Origin of the sequence: Klebsiella sp. w6 (assembly GCF_033100215.1) — a bacterium.
GTDB classification, from domain to species: domain Bacteria; phylum Pseudomonadota; class Gammaproteobacteria; order Enterobacterales; family Enterobacteriaceae; genus Klebsiella; species Klebsiella variicola.
On record NZ_CP136908.1, the window covers coordinates 104796 to 124877 of the forward strand.

Annotated in this window: 18 protein-coding genes; all 18 read left to right on the forward strand. The window is 53.4% G+C overall.

Translation table 11 applies throughout. The features are described from left to right. Window positions 1-25 precede the first annotated feature (25 nt). The 18 genes from trbE (at window position 26) to R0140_RS27780 (ending at window position 19788) form a co-directional block, all read left to right on the forward strand. Window positions 26-262: a conjugal transfer protein TrbE gene (gene trbE, locus R0140_RS27695; RefSeq protein ID WP_317704074.1), complete on the forward strand. Its 237-nt coding sequence runs from the start codon at window positions 26-28 to the stop codon at window positions 260-262. Continuing rightward, window positions 259-444, forward strand: a complete 186-nt coding sequence (locus R0140_RS27700; protein ID WP_032446653.1) for a hypothetical protein — start codon at window positions 259-261, stop codon at window positions 442-444. Before trbE ends, R0140_RS27700 begins: the two co-directional genes overlap by 4 nt. Before the next feature lie 45 nt (window positions 445-489). Continuing rightward, entirely contained in the window at window positions 490-816 is a 327-nt protein-coding gene (locus tag R0140_RS27705) for a hypothetical protein (RefSeq protein WP_016529362.1), read from the forward strand. A gap of 20 nt (window positions 817-836) precedes the next feature. Next, the gene (gene traF / locus R0140_RS27710; protein ID WP_015065637.1) at window positions 837-1589 is read left to right on the forward strand and encodes a type-F conjugative transfer system pilin assembly protein TraF; all 753 of its coding nucleotides are present in this window, start codon (window positions 837-839) and stop codon (window positions 1587-1589) included. Window positions 1590-1599: 10 nt separating this feature from the next. After that, the gene (gene traQ, locus R0140_RS27715) at window positions 1600-1839 is read left to right on the forward strand and encodes a type-F conjugative transfer system pilin chaperone TraQ (protein WP_004144400.1); all 240 of its coding nucleotides are present in this window, start codon (window positions 1600-1602) and stop codon (window positions 1837-1839) included. Further along, complete coding sequence (gene trbB, locus R0140_RS27720; protein ID WP_022644930.1) at window positions 1811-2368, forward strand: type-F conjugative transfer system pilin assembly thiol-disulfide isomerase TrbB; 558 nt, start codon at window positions 1811-1813, stop codon at window positions 2366-2368. The genes traQ and trbB overlap by 29 nt, the downstream gene beginning before the upstream one ends. A gap of 44 nt (window positions 2369-2412) precedes the next feature. Further along, window positions 2413-2856 carry an F-type conjugal transfer protein TrbF gene (trbF, locus tag R0140_RS27725; protein WP_015065638.1) on the forward strand — a complete coding sequence of 148 codons (444 nt, stop codon included), beginning with the start codon at window positions 2413-2415 and terminating at the stop codon, window positions 2854-2856. Continuing rightward, entirely contained in the window at window positions 2834-4213 is a 1380-nt protein-coding gene (traH, locus tag R0140_RS27730) for a conjugal transfer pilus assembly protein TraH (protein WP_011977731.1), read from the forward strand. The genes trbF and traH overlap by 23 nt, the downstream gene beginning before the upstream one ends. After that, window positions 4213-7062: a conjugal transfer mating-pair stabilization protein TraG gene (gene traG, locus R0140_RS27735; protein ID WP_317704075.1), complete on the forward strand. Its 2850-nt coding sequence runs from the start codon at window positions 4213-4215 to the stop codon at window positions 7060-7062. Before traH ends, traG begins: the two co-directional genes overlap by 1 nt. Before the next feature lie 5 nt (window positions 7063-7067). Further along, window positions 7068-7595 carry a conjugal transfer protein TraS gene (locus R0140_RS27740; protein ID WP_317704092.1) on the forward strand — a complete coding sequence of 176 codons (528 nt, stop codon included), beginning with the start codon at window positions 7068-7070 and terminating at the stop codon, window positions 7593-7595. 189 nt (window positions 7596-7784) lie between these two features. Beyond that, a complete protein-coding gene (gene traT / locus R0140_RS27745; protein ID WP_004152629.1) occupies window positions 7785-8516 on the forward strand; it encodes a conjugal transfer complement resistance protein TraT in 732 nt (243 codons plus the stop codon). Between the two features lie 359 nt (window positions 8517-8875). Continuing rightward, complete coding sequence (traD, locus tag R0140_RS27750) at window positions 8876-11182, forward strand: type IV conjugative transfer system coupling protein TraD (RefSeq protein ID WP_317704076.1); 2307 nt, start codon at window positions 8876-8878, stop codon at window positions 11180-11182. Continuing rightward, complete coding sequence (gene traI / locus R0140_RS27755; RefSeq protein ID WP_317704077.1) at window positions 11182-16443, forward strand: conjugative transfer relaxase/helicase TraI; 5262 nt, start codon at window positions 11182-11184, stop codon at window positions 16441-16443. The genes traD and traI overlap by 1 nt, the downstream gene beginning before the upstream one ends. A gap of 79 nt (window positions 16444-16522) precedes the next feature. Then, the gene (traX, locus tag R0140_RS27760) at window positions 16523-17245 is read left to right on the forward strand and encodes a type-F conjugative transfer system pilin acetylase TraX (protein ID WP_016528910.1); all 723 of its coding nucleotides are present in this window, start codon (window positions 16523-16525) and stop codon (window positions 17243-17245) included. Between the two features lie 99 nt (window positions 17246-17344). Then, a complete protein-coding gene (locus R0140_RS27765) occupies window positions 17345-17929 on the forward strand; it encodes a fertility inhibition protein FinO (RefSeq protein WP_317704078.1) in 585 nt (194 codons plus the stop codon). A gap of 120 nt (window positions 17930-18049) precedes the next feature. Continuing rightward, window positions 18050-18838 carry a DsbA family protein gene (locus tag R0140_RS27770; protein ID WP_317704079.1) on the forward strand — a complete coding sequence of 263 codons (789 nt, stop codon included), beginning with the start codon at window positions 18050-18052 and terminating at the stop codon, window positions 18836-18838. A gap of 3 nt (window positions 18839-18841) precedes the next feature. Further along, window positions 18842-19378: a phospholipase D family nuclease gene (locus R0140_RS27775; protein ID WP_110236631.1), complete on the forward strand. Its 537-nt coding sequence runs from the start codon at window positions 18842-18844 to the stop codon at window positions 19376-19378. Between the two features lie 149 nt (window positions 19379-19527). Further along, on the forward strand, window positions 19528-19788 hold the full coding sequence (locus R0140_RS27780; protein ID WP_016529614.1) for a replication regulatory protein RepA: 261 nt from the start codon (window positions 19528-19530) through the stop codon (window positions 19786-19788). The last annotated feature ends 294 nt before the right edge of the window (window positions 19789-20082 follow it).

Here is a 20082-nt window from a genome sequence, read left to right on the forward strand (position 1 = left end):
CTGACTAATAAAGAGACCGATAATCATGAAAATTAATTTTCACAAACAGCCTGCCATTGATTTTGTCATGAGATTAACGCTGACAATAATCATTATTTCTCCGGTGATTTATTTCTCCTGGGATGCCGTCAAAGGGACGTCGGGGAGTGATTATGTCGAGAGTGTGGTTTTTATTGTTGCGGTTGGTTTTTTCTGGTTCGTGAGCTATCTCTTTTTTAGTTCGCTTGCCGCGTTGTTACGGAAAAAGACGGAGGAAGAATGAAGACGGTGCGCAGGTTTAATAAGTTTAAAGATTGGTTCAGGTTAGCAGGGGTAATCCTTATTCCTGTTCTGTTGATAATTAACATGGCAACGTTATTAACGAGCGATGATGGGTTCGTAATTGTTAGATCTTTATTGTTTATTTTTGTTCTCAACATTATAGCCAGACGATTAATGCCATAAAGACGGGCGTCACCGCTTTAATCAGCAAAACAGACAGGAGTGTTCATGGAAGAGAAAAAAGCCTACGGGCTGGTCATGGTTTTTGTCGGGGTGTTTGTCTTTTTCCTGGTCAGCATTATGTCGTACAGCCTGTGGCGGGACAGACAGGTTAACGCATTTATGACCACCAACCGGGCCTGGGGGATCCAGTGCGACACTGTTTCTCAGGCCGCGTGGGTGGTCAGGGACGGGGAGCGGGTGGACCTTCAGATAAATCATCTGCCTCTGTACTGCAGCGGTTACCGCTTTGAAGCCCGTGATGATGCAGGAAAGATACAGCGCCAGCTCGATAAATACAGTGTCTATCAGCATCTGTCACGCCAGTCGCAATAATTCATAAAAGGGTATTTGCCATGCGAACAATACATGCCGCCATGCTGGCGGGATGCCTTTGCTGCGCCCTGATGCCGGCTTTCGCCAAAGACGCGGGCTGGCAGTGGTACAACGAGAAACTTAAGCCCCATGATGAGGAAAGGAAAGCCGCACCAGCGGCACCACCGCCGCAAATGGATATTCTGGAGAAACTCGCCACACTCCAGGCGGCCACCAAACGGTCGTTGTACGAAGCCATTCTGTATCCATCGTCTGAAAACTTCGTTAAGTATTTCCGGCTGCAGAACTACTGGACGCAGCAGGCAGGTTTGTTCTCGATGAGTGCGAAGAAAGCGATGCTGGAAAACCCCGAACTCGATTACAACCTGCAGCACAGCTACTACAACGGCACGGTAAAAAACCAGCTCGCTGCCGACTATGCCGAACAGCGACAGGCTATCTCCACCCTCGCACAGCACTACGGCGTGATGTTCTTCTACCGGGGCCGGGAAGCGATCGATGGCCAGCTGGTCCAGGTGATTAAAAATTTTCGCGAAACCTATGGCCTGAGCGTGATACCGGTGTCGGTTGACGGAGTGATTAACCCCATGCTGCCCGATAGCCGGACGGACCAGGGCCAGGCAGAGCAGCTTGGCGTGAAGTTCTTCCCCGCGATGATGCTGGTTAACCCGAAAAGTGGCCAGGTGAAGCCTCTCAGTTACGGCTTTATCAGTCAGGACGACCTGGCGAAACAGTTCCTCTATGTCTCCAGCGACTTTAAACCGAATTTCTAAGGAGTGTGTCATGCGAAATATTCGTTTTCCGGATTTAGATATCACCGGGATGTGGGTGCTGGCCGTGGGCGTGTTTTTCCACCTGATAGCCAGGCTTGTCAGAAAACAGCCTGAGCTGGCCGTCCAGGCCGGGGAAATCTTCGGGCTGGGTATGGTGGTGTTCGGGGGATACCGCATTCTAAACGCCCTGATTGCTGAAGCCGAAAAAGAGGAGAAAGCCTGTGAAAAACAGCCTGATGAACCTCGCTAAGACGCCGCTGGCGGCACTGGCTCTTTCCCTTGCACTGGCCGGGATGGCACAGGCGGGAACGCTCGATGAGGTGAAGTCGCTCTGGGATCCGCGGGGTATCTCCGGTACTGAAACGGCCTCCCCGCAGAGCGACACTCCCCAGGCGGTGAGCGGGGCATCTCAGCCACGCTGGTTACGACTCAGCAACGGAAAGCAGGTGGACCTGCGCGACTGGAAAGTGGTGCTGTTCATGCAGGGACACTGTCCCTACTGTCATAAATTTGACCCGGTGCTGAAGCAGCTGGCCGGACAGTATGGCTTCTCCGTGTTCTCTTACACCATTGACGGACAGGGTGATGACGCGTTTCCGGAAGCGCTGCCGGCGCCTCCTGACGTGATGCAGACCTTTTTCCCCAATATCCCGGTGGCGACCCCGACTACGTTTCTGGTGAACGTAAACACGCTGGCAGCGTACCCGATCCTGCAGGGCGCCACGGATGCACAGGGCTTTATGGCCAGAGTGGATACGGTATTTCAGATGATGCATTAGCCTCTGTTATATCCGGTCTTAGCAAGTGATTAAGGAAAATAGCCATGAACAAATATATACGTTCGACGGGACTGTACGCGTTTTTATTTCCAGCAAGTTTAAAGGACTCCGGGCAGACAGCAGCCGAAAAAATAGAACAACTGAAGCCGGAATTTATCCACCGGGAAAGGCGTCTGGAAATCTATCTGGAATTATTCATTGTGTTTCTCACTGCAGGTGCTCTGCTGTTATGGATAATGAGATTTTTATTTAATATCTGCGTGGATGACTGGATAGCCAGCGGCGACCTGCGAGTAAAAGACCTGTGGAATATTATGATGTACGCCATCCCTTATGCGCTGATTGCTGTTGGGGTGGGGTTCTTTGTTGCCGGAGTGACATTAGCGATCCGCAATTTTTTCAGTTATCACCTGAAGACCCTTTTTATTCTGAGAAATGACAGAGTTAAAAAGAATGCTGTGCGTAATGGAGGACTGGATGCGAATTAAACTTCTGTCACTCTTCTGCGGTGCCGTGCTTGGCCTGTCATTTAGCGCCGCCGCCGACGTGAATGGCGATATGAACAACTTCTTCAATAAGCTGGGCTTTGCGTCCAATACCAGCCAGCCGCAGGTCTGGCAGGGACAGGCTGCGGGTTACGCCTCCGGCGGTTCGCTGTATGCCAGAACGCAGGTGAAAACGATCCAGCTGGTCAGCATGACGCTCCCTGATATTAATGCCGGCTGCGGAGGGATTGATGCCTATCTGGGGTCATTCAGCTATATCAACAGCGAGCAGCTGCAGAGGTTCGCAAAACAAATCATGAGCAACGCCGCGGGGTACTTTTTTGATCTCGCTTTGCAAACCACGGTACCGGAGATTAAAACCGCAAAGGACTTCCTTCAAAAGATGGCCACTGACATGAACAGCATGAACCTCAGTTCCTGCCAGGCTGCTCAGGGAATTGTGGGTGGCCTGTTTCCTCGTACCCAGGTCGCTCAACAAAAGGTCTGCCAGGACATTGCCGGTGAAAGCAATATTTTTTCGGACTGGGCCGCCTCGCGCCAGGGTTGTACGGTGGGCGGCAAGATGGACAGCGTCCAGGATAAGGCCAGCGATAAAGACAAAGAACGTGTGATGAAAAACATCAACATCATGTGGAATGCCTTATCGAAGAACCGGCTCTTCGACGGCAATAAGGAGCTGAAGGAATTCATCATGACGCTCACCGGTACGCTGATTTTCGGGGAGAACAGTGAAATCACGCCGCTGCCGGCACGCACCACTGACCAGGATCTGATTAGAGCCATGATGGAGGGCGGCACGGCTAAAATCTACCACTGCAATGATTCGGATAAGTGTCTTAAGGTCGTTGCTGATGCGACCGTGACCATCACTTCCAATAAAGCGCTAAAAAGCCAGATTTCCGCTTTGTTAAGCAGTATCCAGAATAAAGCAGTGGCTGATGAAAAACTGACGGATCAGGAGAAAGGGTTTATCTCCAGCACCACCATTCCGGTATTCAAATACCTGGTCGATCCGCAGATGCTCGGGGTGTCTAACTCACTTATTTACCAGCTGACGGACTATATCGGCTACGACATCCTGCTGCAGTACATTCAGGAACTTATCCAGCAGGCCCGGGCGATGATTTCAACCGGTAATTATCCCCAGTCGACAATGGATATGATCATGGAAAACCTCAATCAGGCGAGTGTCCAGATTGCCGCTTTTCAGTCCCGTGTTCAGGTCCAGCAGGACGCCTTGCTTGTGGTTGACAGACAAATGAGTTACATGCGCCAGCAGGTCTCTGCCCGCATGATGACCCGCTACCAGAATAACTATCATTTTGGGGGGAATCTGTAATGCTTGAGATATATGCCATTGCTGGCGGCGACTGGTTACGGGGCAACCTGAACGCGATTGCGGCGTTTATGGGGACCGGCACATGGTCGACCATAGAAAAGATGTGTATCGCCATCTCGGTACTCATTGTGGCGGGGAACTGGGTAAAAAAACACAACGTAATGGACCTTATTGGCTGGGTCTTTTCCCTCACCCTGGTCTCTATGCTGGTTGTCATTCGTACCCCTGTGCAGATCATCGATTACAGTAACGTTGCGCAGGTCTATGAAGTCGATAATGTGCCTATTGGTCTGGCGATTCCGGCGTCGCTGACAACACGGGTAGGAAACGCGCTTATCCAGAGTTATGAGATGGTCTTCGCTCTGCCGGACAGTGTCACGTACAGTAAAACGGGGATGTTATTTGGCAGTAATCTGGTCGCGAAAAGTACGGATTTTTTGTCACAAAATCCTCAGATTACGACGCTGTTTTCCGATTACGTACAAAACTGTGTGATGGGCGATATTTTCCTCAATCATAAGTACTCTTTTGAGGAATTACTGAATTCACCTGATCCGTATACCCTGATTTTTGCAAACCCGAGTCCACTGCGTGGCGTGTTTGACAAAAACAACCAGTTCCAGACATGCGAGGAGGCCTCACGGGATCTGAAATCGGCTCTCGCGCTGGATACTCAGACAGGCGGTAAAACCTGGAACTACTATGTTCGTCAGCTGTTTGGCGGCAAACCTAATCCCGATCTGCTTTTCAGCCAGATGATTGGCGACAGCTACAATTACTTCTACAGCTCGGGACAGAGCGCCGGGCAGATTATCCGCCAGAACGTCACGATGAACGCCCTGCGCAGTGGGATCCAGAGTTATGCGGCCCGCAGCGGGGACACCGCCAGTCTGGTCAATATGGCTAACACATCATCCCTTGAAAAGCAGCGGCTGGCACAGGCCACAATGGGGCACCAGGCGCTTCGCACACTTCCGCTGATGCAGACCGTTATCATGGGGATAATGATTGGGATGTTCCCGATCATGGTGATGGCCGCCATGTTTAATATGATGACTCTGCAGGTGCTAAAGGGGTATGTGTTTGCGCTTATCTGGCTGCAGACGTGGCCATTACTGTTCGCCATCCTGAACAGCGCAATGGCCTACTATGCGAAGCAAAATGGCGTCCCGGTCGTTCTCTCTGAGTTGTCGCAGGTTCAGCTCAAAAACTCGGATATTGCGACCACCGCGGGCTATATTGCCGTGATGATACCGCCTTTGTCGTGGGGGATCGTGAAGAGCATGGGAGCAGCCTTCTCCAGTGCCTACAGCCATTTTTCTTCATCGGGGCTCAGTGCAACATCGCAGGCTGCCTCCGGCGTGGTGGACGGCAATTACTCTTTCGCCAACATGCAGATGGAGAACGTCAGCGGCTACAGCTGGGGTACCAACAGTACAACCAGTTTCGGACAGATGTCACGGCAGCTGGCGAATGGGGGCATGAGCACGCAGACGAGGGATGGATCGATGGTCTGGGACAGTGGTGGTGCAATGTCAAAACTGCCGGTGGATATCAACGTCGGTCGTCAGATAGCCAGTGCGCAGCAACAGATGGCCCGTGAGGCTGATGTCCAGGCCGAAAGCGCGCTGCATGGCTATAACAGCAGCGTGACAAGTGCCTGGAATAGTCTGCAGCAATTTGGTACCAATAAAGGGAACAGCGCCTCAACAACGACCGGAGCTGATACTACCGAGTCTTCGCAGGACTCGATGGCCAGAAGCAAGATGTGGAATGCGGTTGTTGCTAATGCGAAAGCCAACAACATCAGTAATGAGGAGTCTTTCCAGCAGTTGATGGATGATTCAGCTAAAAGTACGCAGGGCGTTGATTTATACGGATCTGGTAAGTGGAGTTCAGGGGATCAGCTGTTTGGTAAGCTAGGTAAATGGGGAACTGGGTTATCTGCTGAGGCCGGAGTTAAAGGCAGTGCGGGTTGGACCCACAGCTCGGGTAACACAGATAATGTTGGCACTTCCGGTCGTGAATCGAATGACAGCCGACATGATACCAGTAGTCAGGCGGCCAAAGACTTTAAGGAAGCATCCGATTACTTTACCAGCCGCAAAACCACCACATCGGGCAACATTACCGATAATAATGCCAGCTCGCGTGTTGACCAGTTTGCCGCGTCACTCTCCAGTGCCAAAAACAGCTATGACCAGTATACAAGCAGCCGGACACGCAGCCATGAGTACAGTGAGATGGCGTCACGCACAGAGAGCATGACTGGCCAGATGAACGAAAACCTGACTCAGCAGTTTGCGAACTTTGTTCAGCATCGTGCTCCACAGGATGCCGAGGCCATTCTGACCAATACCAGTTCTCCTGAAATTGCGGCGCAGCGTGAAGCCCTGGCGCGTGAATTCGTCAAAGAGCAGGTAGAACCCAGGGTTGATGCTGCGTATCAACAGGGTCGTGAAAGCATTGGACAGAATATGGCTGGGGTGTCAGGTGGTGGTGACAATGGATCGGTAATGGCCGACTACCGACAAAATTCTGGTCGTATCGATGCTATGACGCAAGATGCGGGTATTAAGGATAATGTGGATCAGAAAGTTGGTGGGATGATTACAGAGAATAAACAACAGCAGCAGGAAACCCGCGAAAACATACAACGGCAAGGCGCAGAGGTGAAAAATGAGAATACTGAAATGGAAAAGGACCATAAAACAAAAGCAAATGAGTTTAAAGGTGATTATAATGAAAGAAAGAGTAAGGTGAAATCTTTACCAGGAGCTGACTCGCCTACTGAGTTAGAGGCAAAAGCGGCGAAAATTCAAAAGGATTATCTTGATGGTAAAAGGTAAAAATGATGATTACGAACAAACTACTTATTGAGGAAGTGGAGGAGCTGAAAAATCTACTTTCACAAGGGAAGGCTGAAATTCCATCTTTTTGGGAGTGCCTTTGGCCTGGCGTAGTGTTAGTTGCATGGAATATGCTTTGCGCTGTAATTAGTGTGGATGCTGTTTATTTGACCGAAAAGTATATATTTCATGTTTTGGTTTTTCCTGTCGGGGTCAGTATCATTATGCTCCTAGGTATTGCCAGTTCACGCTCTCTCTTTTTGTCAGTTCCTAAAAACTTTAGAGAAAAATCGAATATATATCGCTTTTTTTCTAAGAAGGTTTTGATTTATGCTGTTGTGTACATGGCAGTGATTATGTTATTAGCTATTTGTAATAGAGTGGTTTATGACACGCCGTTTTCTTTTGCATTTATGGTTATTTTAACGTCTGTTTTTTTTGGTTTTGTCATGAATCTGGATTTTGGACGCTATCAGCTATCATTGCTCACCTCTGCAATAAACTCTTTCCGAGCGGAAAAGTTGGGGGGGTAATCATCCAGAAGCGGCCTATCAATTATGGTGGTTTATTAACAGACTAAAAATTTCTTTTGGTTATTATTATCTGTCTAGGTTGTTATTGGTTTTTACATCTCGCTTAAAATTCGTATATAGTGAATGCGCATTCCGAAATCATAAGAGAATGTGTATTTACTCGTATTGATTATGTCACAAGGATTCAGGATGAAGCTTAATAAAGTCATGGCTGTGATGGTCGTCAGCTCTGCGCTGGTGTTATCTGGATGTAGTGCAATGGGAACCGCCATTAAAAAGAGAAATCTGGAAGTAAAAACCCAGATGAGCGAAACAATCTGGCTGGAACCTTCAAATAATAAGACGGTTTATCTGCAAATCAAAAATACCTCCGATAAGGATATGAGTGGCCTGCAGGCAAAAATTGCCAGCGCCGTCACTTCAAAGGGATATCAGGTCGTCAGTAACCCGGATACGGCGGGCTACTGGATCCAGGCGAACGTGCTTAAGGCCGATAAAATGGACCTTCGTGAGTCTCAGGGCTGGTTAAGCCGGGGTTATGAGGGCGCTGTGACTGGCGCCGCTTTAGGGGCAGGGATTACCGCTTACAACTCCAGTTCTGCAGGGGCGACTCTGGGTGTAGGACTTGCAGCCGGTCTGGTTGGTATGGCTGCTGACGCGATGGTGGAAGATGTGAACTACACCATGATCACCGATGTTCAGATCGCGGAAAGAACCAAAACTCAGGTTCAGACTGATAACGTGGCCGTATTACGTCAGGGAACATCCGGCGCAAAAGTGCAGACAAGTACTGAAACGGGTAATCAGCACAAATACCAGACTCGCGTCGTCTCTAACGCTAATAAAGTTAACCTCAAGTTCCCTGAAGCCCAGCCTGTTCTTGAAGACCAGCTGGCAAAATCGATCGCTAATATTCTGTAAGCTTTCTATTCCACGGCCCGGTCCCCGGGCCATACTGGCATCCCCTTTCTGGTGTGTCAGAATTAATTCGTCAAATAATCTATGAGTTCCAGATCTGAACGGTGAACAGTTGCGCAATTTATTTGTGCATCTGTGAGGCGTTGCCGCCTTCGGCGGAATCTTTTCGTCTTTATTTGAATAGAGGTTATTTATGGCAATATCTGAACCTGTCATGTCTCTTGAAACACATAAACTGATGCCTGGCGATATTTATCCACACCCTGCTATGGGGGAGGCTTATTCCCTGCAACGCCGTGAGGTTTGTTTTCGCTGATTGATTTGTCCTTTCGACCCTAATAATTTACTGACGGATTAGTGCCATGAGTTTCAATGCCAAAGATATGACGCAGGGCGGTCAGATCGCCAATATGCGCTTTCGCATGTTTGGTCAGATTGCCAATATTATTTTCTACGTGCTGTTTATTTTATTCTGGGTACTGTGCGGGCTGATGCTGATGTATAGGCTTAGCTGGCAAACCTTTGTGAACGGCTGCGTATACTGGTGGTGTACGACGCTGGGTCCGATGCGCGATATTATTCGTTCCCAGCCGGTATACACCATTCAGTATTACGGCCAGTCGCTGGAATATACCTCAGAACAAATACTGGCCGATAAATATACTATCTGGTGCGGAGAGCAGCTGTGGACCGGTTTCGTCTTTGCTGCCGTGGTTTCTCTTGTTATCTGTATCGTGACGTTCTTCATCGCCAGCTGGGTGCTGGGCCGCCAGGGGAAACAGCAGAGTGAGGATGAGAATACCGGCGGGCGCCAGCTTTCCGATAAGCCCAAAGAAGTGGCCCGCCAGATGAAGCGTGATGGTATGGCCTCTGATATTAAAATTGGCGATCTGCCTATTCTTAAAAACTCCGAAATCCAGAACTTTTGCCTCCACGGTACCGTAGGCTCCGGTAAATCAGAAGTGATCCGCCGGCTACTGAATTATGTTCGTGCCCGGGGCGATATGGCCATCATTTACGATCGCTCCTGTGAGTTCGTCAAAAGCTATTACGACCCGTCACTGGATAAAATCCTCAACCCGCTGGACTCGCGCTGCGCGGCCTGGGATTTGTGGAAAGAGTGCCTGACACTGCCGGACTTCGACAACATCTCCAACACCCTTATCTCGATGGGTACCAAAGAAGACCCGTTCTGGCAGGGCTCCGGTCGCACTATCTTTGCCGAAGGCGCGTTTCTGATGCGCAAAGACGACGATCGGAGCTACGAGAAGCTGGTTGATACCATGCTGTCCATTAAAATCGACAAGCTGCGCGCCTATCTGCAGAACACGCCGGCAGCGAACCTGGTTGAAGAGAAAATTGAGAAAACGGCCATCTCCATTCGTGCCGTGCTGACCAACTACGTCAAGGCTATTCGCTATCTGCAGGGCATTGAGAAGAACGGCGAGCCATTCACTATCCGGGACTGGATGCGCGGTGTCCGTGAGGACCGACCCAATGGCTGGCTGTTTATCTCCTCCAACGCTGACACCCATGCTTCCCTGAAGCCGGTTATCTCGATGTGGCTGTCGATTGCCATCCGCGGCCTGCTGGCGATGGGGGAGAACCGTAACCGACGCGTGTGGATCTTCGCTGACGAGCTCCCCACGCTGCACAAGCTGCCGGACCTGGTCGAAATCCTCCCTGAGGCGCGTAAATTTGGTGGCTGTTATGTGTTCGGTATTCAGTCCTATGCCCAGCTGGAAGACATCTATGGCGTCAAGCCTGCCGCCACGCTCTTTGACGTGATGAACACCCGGGCCTTCTTCCGCTCCCCGAGTAAGGAGATTGCGGAGTTTGCTGCCGGTGAAATTGGCGAGAAGGAAATTCTCAAAGCCAGCGAGCAGTATTCCTACGGTGCGGACCCTGTGCGTGATGGTGTGTCGACCGGAAAAGAAAAAGAGCGGGAAACCCTGGTCAGTTACTCCGATATTCAGACGCTGCCGGACCTGTCCTGTTACGTCACGCTGCCCGGACCGTATCCGGCCGTGAAGCTGGCCCTCAAATACAAGCCGCGTCCGAAAATTGCCGAGGGATTTATTCCGCGCCGACTCGATACGCGTGTAGACGCCCGGCTCAGTGCGCTGCTTGAAGAGCGGGAAGCTGAAGGGAGTCTTGCCAGGGCACTTTTCACGCCGGATGCGCCGGCATCGGGGCCGGCTGATACAGACAGTCACGCCGGAGAACAGCCTGAGCCGGTCAGTCAGCCTGCGCCAGCAGACATGACAGTATCTCCGGCACCGGTAAAAGCGCCGCCGACAACAAAGAGTCCGGCAGCGGAACCTTCCGCCAGGGCAGCTGAGCCTCCCGTCCTGCGGGTCACGACCGTACCGTTGACCAAACGAAAATCAGCCGCATCGGCCGCTGCTGCCTCAACAGCATCCTCTGTCGGTACCCCTGCTGCAGCTGCAGGCGGGACAGAACAGGAACTGGCACAGCAGTCCGCGGAGCAGGGACAGGACATGCTGCCGGCTGGCATGAACGAGGACGGTGTCATCGAGGACATGCAGGCGTATGACGCCTGGCTGGCAGATGAGCAGACACAGCGGGATATGCAGCGGCGTGAGGAAGTCAATATCAACCACAGCCACCGCCGCGATGAGCAGGATGAGATTGGGGGGAACTTCTGATGATGTCGATTGGCTCCGTTAAATCAGCGGGCAGTGCCGGTAATTACTATACGGATAAGGATAATTACTACGTCATCGGGAGCATGGACGAACGCTGGCAGGGTAAGGGGGCTGAAGCGCTGGGGATCGACGGGAAAGCCGTGGATAAGGCGCTGTTTACGGAACTGCTGAAAGGGAAGCTGCCGGATGGCAGCGACCTGACCCGGATACAGGACGGCGCCAATAAGCACCGGCCCGGTTATGACCTGACCTTCTCGGCCCCCAAAAGCGTGTCGGTCATGGCGATGCTGGGCGGCGATAAGCGCCTTATCGATGCCCATAACCAGGCGGTAACCGAAGCGGTGCGGCAACTGGAGACGCTGGCCGCGACCCGGGTCATGACGGACGGTAAAAGCGAAACGGTGCTGACCGGAAATCTGATTGTGGCGAAATTCAACCACGACACGAACCGTAACCAGGAACCTCAGATACACACCCATGCCGTCGTCATTAACGCCACGCAGAACGGGGACAAATGGCAGTCTCTCGGCACAGATAAGATCGGTAAAACAGGTTTTATCGAAAACGTGTACGCGAACCAGATAGCGTTCGGGAAGCTGTACCGGGAGGCGTTCAAACCCCTGGTTGAGAAGCTTGGCTATGAGACGGAAGTCGTGGGCAAACACGGGATGTGGGAGATGAAAGGGGTCCCAGTGGAACCCTTCTCCACCCGGACTCAGGAGGTCAGGGAGGCCGCAGGGCCCGATGCCTCCCTGAAGTCACGGGATGTGGCCGCGCTCGATACCCGCAAGTCGAAAGAAGCCATCGATCCGGCAGAGAAGATGGTGGAGTGGATGAACACGCTGAAGGAGACCGGGTTTGACATCCGGGGGTACCGTGAGGCCGCCGATGCGCGAGCCGCTGAGCTGGCCCGTGCACCTGCCGCGCCGGTGAACACTGACGGTCCGGATATCACGGATGTGGTGACGAAAGCGATTGCCGGTCTCAGCGACCGCAAGGTGCAGTTCACGTATGCCGACCTGCTGGCACGCACGGTCGGCCAGCTGGAGGCGAAGGACGGTGTGTTTGAGCTGGCGAGAAAGGGCATCGATGCCGCCATTGAACGGGAGCAGCTTATTCCTCTCGATCGCGAGAAAGGCCTGTTCACCTCAAACATCCACGTTCTCGATGAACTCGCCGTCAAAGCCCTGAGTCAGGAGGTGCAGCGCCAGAATCATGTCTCAGTCACGCCCGATGCGTCTGTGGTGCGCCAGGTCCCTTTCAGCGATGCCGTCAGCGTGCTGGCGCAGGATCACCCGGTAATGGGTATCGTTTCCGGCCAGGGCGGTGCAACCGGCCAGCGGGAGCGGGTGGCCGAGTTAACCCTGATGGCCCGGGAGCAGGGGCGTGACGTCCATATCCTGGCGGCCGATAACCGCTCACGTGATTTTCTCGCCGGTGATGTGCGTCTGGCCGGGGAAACGGTGACCGGTAAATCCGCCCTGCAGGACGGGACGGCGTTTATTCCGGGCGGAACACTCATCGTGGATCAGGCGGAGAAGCTGAGCCTGAAGGAAACGATTTCCCTGCTCGATGGCGCGATGCGCCATAACGTGCAGGTCCTGCTCTCCGACAGCGGGAAGCGCAGCGGGACCGGCAGCGCGCTGACGGTGCTGAAGGACAGCGGCGTGAATACGTATCGCTGGCAGGGTGGCCATCAGACCACAGCCGACATCATCAGTGAACCGGATAAAGGAGCACGCTACAGCCGGCTGGCACAGGAGTTTGCCGTCAGCGTGCGTGAAGGGCAGGAAAGCGTGGCCCAAATCAGCGGGACGCGTGAACAGAGCGTACTCAACGGCCTTATCCGTGACTCCCTCAGACATGAGGGGGTGCTGGGTGAGAAAGACACGACCATTACAGCCCTGACGCCGGTGTGGCTGGACAGCAAAAGCCGGGGCGTGCGGGATTATTACCGGGAGGGGATGGTGATGGAACGCTGGGATCCGGAGAACCGGACGCATGATCGCTTTGTCATTGACCGGGTGACCGCGAGCAGCAATATGCTGACCCTGAAAGACCGGGAAGGGGTCCGTCTGGATCTGAAGGTTTCCGCGGTCGACAGCCAGTGGACGCTGTTCCGGGCAGAGACACTGCCGGTGGCAGAGGGGGAACGTCTGGCGGTGCTCGGGAAGATACCGGACACACGCCTGAAGGGCGGGGAAAGCATCACGGTGATGAAAGTGGAGGACGGGCAGCTGACGGTACAGCGGCCGGGGCAGAAAACAACGCAGACCCTGGCCGTGGGCGCGGGCGTGTTTGACGGTATTAAAATCGGCCACGGCTGGGTGGAAAGTCCCGGCAGGTCGGTTAGCGAGACGGCAACGGTCTTTGCGTCGGTGACGCAGCGTGAGCTGGATAACGCCACCCTCAACCAGCTGGCGCAGAGCGGAAGTCATCTCCGGCTGTACTCGGCGCAGGATGCGGCGCGCACGACTGAGAAGCTGTCGCGGCATACCGCCTTCAGCGTGGTCTCAGAGCAGCTGAAGACCCGATCCGGAGAGACGGACCTGGATGCGGCCATTGCGCAGCAGAAGGCCGGACTGCATACCCCGGCAGAACAGGCCATTCACCTGTCCATCCCGCTGCTAGAGAGCCAGGACCTGACCTTCACCCGCCCCCAGCTGCTGGCGACGGCACTGGAAACCGGGGGTGATAAGGTCCCGATGTGGTCTATTGAGATGACCATTAAGAAACAAATCAAGTCCGGACAGTTGCTGAATGTCGGTGTCTCCCCGGGCCACGGTAACGACCTGCTGATATCCCGTCAGACCTGGGATGCCGAGAAAAGCATCCTGACCCGGGTGCTGGAAGGCAAAGACGCGGTGGCCCCCCTGATGGACCGCGTGCCGGCCAGTCTGATGACGGACCTGACCGCCGGACAGCGGGCGGCGACCCGGATGATTCTGGAAACCCCGGACCGGTTCACGGTGGTTCAGGGGTATGCCGGGGTGGGGAAAACCACCCAGTTCCGGGCAGTCATGAGTGCCATCAGTCTGCTGCCGGAAGAGACCCGCCCGCATGTCATCGGTCTGGGGCCGACGCATCGTGCGGTCGGGGAAATGCAGAGTGCCGGCGTGGACGCGCGCACGACGGCGTCATTCCTCCACGACACGCAGCTGCTGCAGCGCAATGGCCAGACACCCGATTTCAGCAACACGCTGTTTCTGCTCGATGAGAGTTCGATGGTGGGGTTGTCAGACACGGCGAAAGCCCTGGGCCTGATTGCGGCCGGGGGAGGTCGCGCAGTGCTCAGCGGAGATACCGACCAGCTGCAGTCCATTTCGCCGGGCCAGCCGTTCAGGCTGATGCAGCAGCGCAGCGCCGCCGACGTTGCCATCATGAAAGAGATTGTGCGCCAGGTGCCTGAGCTGAGACCAGCGGTCTACAGCCTGATTGACCGGGATATAGATCGTGCTCTGGCCACCATCGAGCAGGTCACGCCGGAGCGAGTACCGAGGAAAGAAGGCGCCTGGGTGCCGGGCAGTTCAGTGGTGGAATTCACGCCGACGCAGGAAGAGGAGATACGTAAGGCGCTGAGCAAGGGGGAAAGCCTGCCGGCAGGCCAGCCCGCGACGCTCTACGAGGCACTGGTGAAGGACTATACCGGACGGACCCCGGAGGCACAGTCGCAGACGCTGATTATAACCCATCTGAATAATGACCGGCGGGCACTGAACGGTCTGATTCATGAAGCGAGGCGGGAGAACGGGGAAACTGGCAGGGAGGAAGTCACCCTGCCGGTGCTGGTCACGAGCAACATCCGTGACGGTGAACTGCGCAAACTGTCGACCTGGACAGCTCACAAGGGGGCGGTGGCGCTGGTTGATAACGTATACCACCGTATCGACAATGTGGATAAGGATAATCAGCTGATCACCCTGACTGACAGTGAAGGAAAGGAGCGATATATCTCTCCCCGTGAAGCCTCTGCTGAAGGTGTGACGCTTTATCGCCAGGAAGAGATCACCGTGTCTCAGGGGGACAGAATGCGTTTCAGCAAGAGTGACCCGGAACGCGGCTATGTGGCCAACAGCGTCTGGGAGGTGCAGTCTGTTTCGGGTGACAGTGTCACGCTTTCTGATGGCAAAACCACCCGCACGCTGACTCCGAAGGCGGATGAAGCACAGCAGCATATCGACCTCGCCTACGCTATCACGGCTCACGGCGCCCAGGGGGCCAGCGAACCGTATGCCATCGCGCTGGAGGGTATGGTGGGGGCGCGAAAACTAATGGCCAGCTTCGAGTCTGCTTACGTGGGATTGTCCCGCATGAAACAGCATGTGCAGGTCTATACCGACAGGCGTGAGGGCTGGATAAAGGCCATCCAGCATTCACCTGAGAAGGCGACGGCGCACGATATTCTTGAACCCCGTAACGACCGGGCGGTGAAAACCGCAGATCTGTTGTTCGGGCGGGCAAGGCCACTGGATGAAACCGCCGCTGGCCGGGCAGCCCTGCAGCAGTCCGGTCTGGCACAGGGAAGTTCACCGGGAAAATTCATTTCTCCGGGGAAAAAGTACCCTCAGCCGCATGTGGCGCTGCCGGCATTCGATAAGAACGGGAAAGCCGCCGGTATCTGGCTCAGCCCGCTGACCGATCGGGACGGACGGCTGGAGGCTATCGGCGGAGAGGGAAGGATTATGGGCAATGAAGACGCCCGGTTCGTGGCGCTGCAGAACAGCCGCAATGGTGAAAGCCTGCTGGCCGGGAATATAGGAGAGGGGGTCAGAATGGCCCGCGACAATCCCGATACCGGGGTGGTGGTGCGGCTGGCCGGTGATGACCGTCCCTGGAACCCCGGGGCCATTACCGGCGGGCGGGTATGGGCTGAACCGGCGCCGGTGGCTCCGGTACCGCAGGCCGGGGCTGACATTATCCTCCCGCCAGAGGTTCTGGCGCAGCGGGCGGCAGAAGAACAGCAGCGCCGCGAAATGGAAAAACAGGCGGAACAGACTGCCCGGGAAGTGGCCGGGGAGGCGCGTAAAGCCGGCGAGCCGGTGGACCGGGTGAAAGAGGTTATCGGGGACGTCATCCGCGGACTGGAGCGTGACCGGCCGGGCACGGAGAAAACGACGCTACCGGATGATCCTCAGTTCCGGCGCCAGGAGGCGGCGATTCAGCAGGTGGCCTCAGAAACTCTGCAGCGTGATCGTCTGCAGGCTGTGGAGCGGGACATGGTTCGTGACCTGAACCGCGAGAAAACCCTCGGGGGCGACTGACGCGCCTGCGGCTTGTCTGCTCCGGCAGCCTCCCCGATTAAAATCGGGCAGTCTGCCAGAGCGCTAAAAGGAAAAAAACATGAGAGCACAACACACATTTCTTGGCGCGACAGACAGCTGGCTTCAGCGCCTGCTGACCTGGACACCGGGACAAACGGATATGATTAAAACGGTCGCACTGGTACTGATGGTGATTGACCACACTGGCTTACTGCTGGCCGGAAACAATGAAGTGATGCGTCTGCTGGGACGCGGTTGTTTTCCACTGTTCGGACTGGTGTGGGGAATGAACCTGGCCAGGCACCAGGAAATCCGCCAGTCGCAGCTGAATCATCTCTGGTGCTGGGCGATGATCGCTCAGGGGGCGTTTATCCTGGTGGGCTATCCCTGGTACATGGGCAATATCCTTTTTTCATTCGCTGTCACGGGGCAGGCGATGCGCTGGTTCAGCTTACGGACCCGTAACGATATGCTTCTGGCTATCGCTATTGTGATCGCCTGGGTGCCGTTGTCCGCGGACAGCTATGGCCTGGCTGGCGTCTTTATGCTGATCAACAGTTACCGGCTGTGCCGCGCCACGGAAGCGGTGGAAAGAACGGGCTATGCTTTTCTGTGGGCGGTAATGGTCCTGCTGTTGAATCTTCATGATGCCGGGCAGTCTGTCGCTGGTCTGGCGATCGCCCTTCTTGTCGTGAGTGTGTGCTCTGATATCGGGAAACAGGTTAAACGGTTCTGGCCACCCCATTTTTTTGTATTGTTCTATGCTGTTCATCTGGCAGTGCTGGGGATTGTGGCTGCATAACGAGCCAGAGATTAGCCGGTTGCCTGCAGGGAGGATGATCCGGCCGGCAACCTGGCGTATCTTACTGGCCTTGTGTTAACTGCAGGAATACCTCAACCTATGACGGAAGAAAAACGACCCACGCTCAGTCTGAAAAAAAAGCCAGCAGAACAGTCGACTGGTACTGAGCCTGAAAGCCCACGCATTGTCAGGCGCAAGCAAGTGGTTAATGTCACCACGCCGCCGGCATGGAAAGTCAAAAAAGAAAAGCTGGCCAGGAAAGCGGAGCAGATCGCTTCGGCTAAACCTGTTCCGCCTGAACCCGCTAACCCAGAAAAAAACAACAGGAAAATTCGTTACCTCCGCTTGCCGGCGTTGCAGGTGGCCATTGATACCCTGCAACCCTGGTGGCCCGCACTTTTTGATGGTGATACACCACGTCTGCTGGCGACGGGGATCCGGGAAACCATATTTAACGATATAGCTTCCCGCGGGATACCGCTGTCCCATAAGCAGGTCATTAAATGTCTGAAACGGATTACTCGCTCTGAACAATACCTGTCATCGATGATCGCCGGTGCTGAACGCGTTGACTTAAATGGTACTCCGGTGAGTGTCGTGACGCCGGATGAAGAGCAGTATGCGAAGCTGAGAATGGAAAAGCAGCGCCGGCAGCAGGCAAGAATTCAGAGCGATATGGTTTAATTTTATTTAAAGCCTCTTACTTTATCTGTTTATCCCCTTCAACACTGCCAGTGTTATTTAATAATGCTGGCAGGGTGATAATATTTGTATTTCTTCCTTTATTATTTAACAAGGATATCTATGAATATCAAAACTGCTTTAATTGCGGTGGCTGTCTCCTCTTATATGCTAACCTCTACCCTGGGCCAGGCCAGTGAACATTCTTCTGTATTCAACCCGGAGCAGGAAAAAAGAATTGGTGAAATTGCAGCAGATTATATGTGTGCGCATCCTGATATTCTTATTCAGATGAGCGAAAAGCTGCAGGCAGAACAGCAGGAAAGGGAAAGTCGCGAGTTGAAATCAGCTGCGCTGGCACAACAAGCCAGAATTCTGTCTGATGAAAACATCCCATCATGGGGGCCCGCTGAAGGGACGGTCATGGTCGTCGAGTTCTTCGACTATCAGTGCATCTGGTGCAGCAGACTGGCACCAGAACTGGAAAAAGTCATGAAGGCTAACACGAACGTGCGGTATTACTTCATGGAGTGGCCAGTTTTTGGCAGCCGCTGGCCGGCATCACTGCTCGCTGCGAAGACTGGTCTGCAGGTCTGGAAAGAGAAGGGGGCCGAAGCTTATTTAACGTACCATAATAATATCTATGGTACCGGGCTGAGTGAAGGCAGACTCACGCAGGAGATTATTGAAAAACAATCCGGGAAAATAAATTTTAATCAACACACCATTGAAGCAATCAATAATACGTTGAAGAATATAAATCAGATCGCCACAACAACAGGCTTAACCGGCACGCCGGGTGTAATTATTATGCCGCTCAATGGAGCGACAGAGGATAACACCACCGTCTTTTCCGGGATGACAGAAGCAGAGAATATTCAGCAGGCAATCAATAAAGCTCAGGGGAAATAAATAATGAAATACTCAGTATTGTCTGGTTTTCTGGCAGTGACTTTGTTCGCTTCCGGTGGGGTGATGGCTCAGCCAACTGTACAGGCGGGGTTTTCTCCTGAAGGGTCGGCGCTGCAGCTGGTACTGAATACGATCGTTACTGCGCAGCAAAGTATTCGCTTGATGGGCTACAGCTTCACTTCACCGGAAGTAACGCGAGCACTGATCCAGGCGAAACAGCGGGGTATCGATGTCAAAGTGGTACTTGACTGGAAAGCCAACAGCGCGAAAGGGAGTGCAGGTGTGGCGGCGATGAATCTGCTGGCCAATGCCGGTATTCCTGTACGAACCGTCAGCCAGTTTAAAATCATGCACGACAAGGTGATCATTACCGACGGCCGAAACGTGGAAACGGGGTCGTTCAACTATTCCCGCGCGGCGGCGAACAGCAACTCCGAAAATGCCCTGGTCATCCGGGATTACCCTGCACTGGCTGATACCTATCTGAAGCACTGGCAGTCCCGCTGGGAGATGGGGAGGGACTGGTCGGTCTCATATTAAGTTTTTCTTCAAAATCAACATTTCAATCTCCTGAAAGATACCGCTGCGCCAACAACGATATCTTTCATTTTGTAATTTAGTCTTCGCCGACCTACGGTTCCTGTAGTATCTTTGTTCAAGTATTCAGTCAGATGCTTGAGGAGGCAGAGATGTCACAGGTCGTAAACGTAATTACTTCCTCACAAAAACCTAAACGTCCATATCGGAAAGGAAACCCGGTATCAGCGAACGAACGCCAGAAGGCTTCCCTGGCGAGGCGTAGTAATACCCATAAATCCATACATGCGCTCATTCAGATTCCGTTAAAAGAGAAACTGGCTCAGTTTGCTGAGGAGGAAGGAATTACGCAGGCTCAAATGATTGAAAAACTGATTAAACTTGAAGCAGAGCGCCGTGGAAATGATGTGTAAAAATTCACATTCTTGATCCGGTTGGCTATGAGTGCTAGATTACTGATCGTTTAGACATTGCTGGTTGGCCACGCCTTAAAGTGGCAGGGAACTGGTTCTGCTGAGGTATAACCCCGGAATCAGAAAGCAAAAACCCCGATAATCTTCTTCAATCTTGGCGGACAGAAAAGATTAACGGGGCCTTCATAAACTGCATAGAACGTGTTGCTCTATGCAGGGAGTATAGAATTATGCCCAGAAAAGTTCAAGACCTTCTGTGCTCACTCTTTCCGTGCAACATAAGCGCAGGAAGCG